Annotated in this window: 4 protein-coding genes; 3 read left to right on the top strand and 1 reads right to left on the bottom strand. The window is 72.2% G+C overall.

Annotation, left to right across the window (positions count from 1 at the left end):
* Together ABT300_RS42465 and ABT300_RS42460 are read left to right on the top strand one after the other, a co-directional pair.
* Positions 1-323 (top strand): Lrp/AsnC family transcriptional regulator (locus ABT300_RS42465; RefSeq protein ID WP_351688072.1); only part of this gene is annotated, 323 nt, incomplete at its 5' end.
* Between the two features lie 81 nt (positions 324-404).
* Complete coding sequence (locus tag ABT300_RS42460) at positions 405-971, top strand: GNAT family N-acetyltransferase (protein ID WP_351688069.1); 567 nt, start codon at positions 405-407, stop codon at positions 969-971.
* Between the two features lie 578 nt (positions 972-1,549).
* On the opposite strand, the gene ABT300_RS42455 is transcribed toward ABT300_RS42460, so the two are convergent.
* Positions 1,550-1,963, bottom strand: a complete 414-nt coding sequence (locus ABT300_RS42455) for a cytidine deaminase family protein (protein ID WP_351688067.1) — start codon at positions 1,961-1,963, stop codon at positions 1,550-1,552.
* Positions 1,964-2,128: 165 nt separating this feature from the next.
* Here ABT300_RS42455 and ABT300_RS42450 point away from each other — a divergent pair, with 165 nt between their 5' ends.
* Positions 2,129-3,367 (top strand): hypothetical protein, encoded by a 1,239-nt coding sequence (locus ABT300_RS42450; RefSeq protein WP_351688064.1) that lies wholly within the window; start codon positions 2,129-2,131, stop codon positions 3,365-3,367.
* Positions 3,368-3,414: the final 47 nt, after the last annotated feature.

Below are 3,414 nucleotides of genomic sequence, written 5' to 3'. Positions count from 1 at the left end.
ACCGCCTGGTGGCCACCGGCGCGATCCGCGGTTTCACCGCTCTCATCGACCCCCAGGCGCTGGCCTGGCACACCGAGGCTTTCGTCGAGGTCTACTGCACCGGCAATCCCACCCCCGCCGAACTGCGCCAAGCGCTGGAGGGCATCCCCGAGGTCGTCGAGGCCTGTACCGTCTCCGGCGCCGCCGACGCAGTCGTCCATATGCTCGCCAGAGACATTCACCACCTGGAACAGGCCATCCAACGCGTGCGCGCCACCGCTCCCGTCGAGCGGACCGAGAGCGCCATCGTGCTCTCCCGGCTGCTGAACCGGCCTCGCGTGTGATCGACGCCATGGGATCATCGCGAGCGCCGAGACTCACGTCGTCCGCCGGCCCACCAGGGCGCCGCCGCATATGATCGGCCGGTGATCAGTCCCGTCGTTCTCCGGGTCGCCGCGACGCCCGCTGCTCCCGCTCTCGTGCTTCGCCCCTGGAGCCTGGAGGAGGCGGCGGCGCTGGCCGAGGTGTTCCAAGACCCCGAGCTGCGCCGGTGGACGAGCCACACCGTGGAGAACGAAGCGGACGGGACGCGGTGGGTGCGGTCCCAGCAGCAGAGCTGGTCGGCGGGGGACCGGTTCAACTTCGCCGTCCTCGAGGCGCAACCCGACGGCCACCGCGGGCGGTTGCTGGCCAGCGTGGTCCTCAAGGGCGTCGCGTACGGCGAACCGGCCGCCGAGGTGGGCTACTGGACCGCGGCACACGCCCGTGGGAAGGGAGTGGCCTCTCGCGCTGTGGAAGCACTCTGCGGCTGGGCCTTCGACGCCTTCGCAGCCGACGGGCTGGAGCGTCTCGAACTCCTCCACCAAGTCGACAACAGGGCGTCGTGCCGGGTCGCGCAGAAGAGCCGGTTCGACTTCCACAGCGTTCTGCCTGCGGCGCCACCCTCCTTCCCCCACGCCGGCCACCTGCACGTACGCCGCGCGAGCCGCTGACGAGCCGCGGACGAGTCGCTGGCACGCGAACGTCGTCTTCGCGGCGGCCGCGCCTGCTGACGTCGACCCACTCGATCCACTCGATCCCCTGGAGCCACTCGATCCGCCCGGCCCTCAGGTGGGCAGGTCGTGCTCGCTGATCGCGTGGCGACAGCTGCTGCGTTTGCACCGCCCGAGCGGGCCGCCGGCCTGGAAGTCGGGGCACGGGCAGGACAGGCAGCGGATGCGTTCGCTCGGGTCGGGCCCGCCCAACCCGTTGTCCGTCAGTCTCACCCGGGCGGTTTCCCGGAGGTGGCCCGTGTGATCGCCGACTCTGCGGGGATCGGCCTCGCTTTCCTCAAAGGCCTTCTTCTGGGCGTCCGTTGGGTCGTATTGCATGGTGCCTCCAGCTGTGGAGGTGACGGCGACGGCATACCGTCTCTCCCCCCAAGATGACCCGGTGGACGTCCGCTCGCACGTCGGGCGTGGGTAAGGCTGCCGGCGCGCCGCCCGCTCCGCCCACGGTGTGCCCTCCGCGCACGTCGACACCCTGGGGGCCGACGCCCTGCGGGTCGACGGCCGGCGACGGAACCGGCGCTTCACTCCGCGTCGAGCTGGTGGTCGGCCCAGACGTATGTGTGGGGCAGCAGGTCGGTGATCAGGACGGTGCGGACACGGTCGTCATCGCCGACGATGACCTTGAGCTGGGGGAAGTAGTCGAGAAGGGCCTGCCGGCACCGGCCGCACGGGGGGATCACTCCGCGCTCGCGGTCGCCCACGGCGACGATCGTGTCCAGCTCGTAGGCGCCCTGGGCGGCCGCCGTGCCGATGAGGACGAGCTCGGCGCAGGGACCGCCGGTGAAGTGGTACGCGTTCACCGCGGTGATGATGCGGCCGTCCCGATCGCGGGCCGCGGCTGCCACCGTGTGGTTGTCGCCCCGGCAGCGGGTGAGGGCGACCTGCGCTGCGGCCTGGACGAGCTCGTGGTCGACGGGGTGGGTCTGCGTGGTCATCTTCTTCGCCTTCGTGAGGTGTCAGATGACGTTGACCTGTGCGACGAGCGCGCGCAAGGGGATATGGGCGACGCCTGAGATCATGGGATGCGCGCCGACGGGGCCGAGCCGGGGCAGGGCGGCTATTCACTCGCCCGAGGAGGTCCCGCCGGGCACAATCGGCGGATGCCGATCACCGCGGAGCAACTGCTCTCCGCCCTCGAACCGCTGCCGTTCCCCGCCCGTCTGACCCTGACGGCGCGAACCGCACGCGGGCTCGCGGACGACGGGACGCTCGCCTCGCTCCTGTCCGAGCTGGACGGGCGCGGGCCGTACGAGCGGCGGCTGGCGGCGCTCGCGGCCCTGGTGGGACGGGACGCGGGCTTCCTCGCCGAGCGGTTGGCCGACCCGGACCCGGTCGTCGCCGGATACGCGCGGCGCGGCGCACGGGACCTGCCCGTACCGGACGAGGCGGTGGCCGAGGCGTACGCCGAGGCACCGGCCGTGCTGCGCACCCGGCTGGCCCGTCTGCTCGCCCGGGGGGACCGTGGCGCACTGGCCGAGCGACTGGTGGCGCGCATGCGCGCGCAGTGGGGCGACGCCGAGGCCGCGCGGCTGCTGCCGGCCTGCTCCGCCCCTTTCGCGGCACGGGAGTTGCCGGGGCTGGCACACGCCGTCGACGACTGGACGCGACTGGCCCGCCGGCATCCGGACCCGGTGCTGGACCATGCCGGGCGGGCCTTGGCCGACCGGACCGAAGGAGAGCAGCGGGACGAGTGGTGGCGCCGGCACGCCACCATGGTCGCGGCGCTCGCTCCGATGCGCCCCGAGCGGGTGCTGACGCTCCTGGAACGGCAGGGCCCCGGCAGTCTCCCGCCCGAGCTGAGCCGGGGACTGAGCCCCCTGGTGACCGCCGACGCCGATCGCGTGATCCGCTGGATCACCTCACCCGACCGCCGGGAACAACGCTACGAGCCGATTCCGCCGTCGGGCGTGCTGCACAGGCTCGTGCGGGCGGCCGCGCCTTCGTCGCTGGCGGCGCTCGGCCGGCACTGGCTCATCCGCGGCAGTCACTTCCCCGCGCTGGTGAAGGCGATCGCCCCCGGCCGGCGCCCCGCGTTCATCGACGCGGTCGCCGCCGAACCGGGCGGCGTGGACCCGGCGTTGAGCGTCCTCGGACTGCTGCCGCGCGAGCGCCGCTTGGCGGAGGTGCGCCGGGCGAGGACCGGGTTCGACGGCACCGACTACTGGTTCGAGGAGCTGGACATCCTCGCCCACGGCCCGATCGACGACGCACGTCCCGCGCTGCTCGCCGGGATCGGGCGGTTCGACGCCGACGACCGGGCCACCGCCTGGCCGCTGTTCGTGAACTGCGCAGATCGGAAGAGCGTCTTGTATGGAAAGAGTTTTGACATAGATGTGTAGAAATAGGAGGTCTCCGAATCATAATAGACGCTCTGGGTGGGGGCGGT

The sequence above is a fragment of the Streptomyces sp. NPDC001027 genome, assembly GCF_040299045.1.
Lineage (GTDB): Bacteria > Actinomycetota > Actinomycetes > Streptomycetales > Streptomycetaceae > Streptomyces.
Note: the sequence above shows the minus strand (reverse complement) of the source record. Positions and strands in the feature narration are given on the sequence as shown.

Bases quoted from the DNA above. Each gene is read 5' to 3' on its own strand.
- ABT300_RS42450 (WP_351688064.1), top strand. From the start codon at position 2,129: ATGCCGATCACCGCGGAGCAACTGCTCTCCGCCCTCGAACCGCTGCCG.
- ABT300_RS42455 (WP_351688067.1), bottom strand. From the start codon at position 1,963: ATGACCACGCAGACCCACCCCGTCGACCACGAGCTCGTCCAGGCCGCA.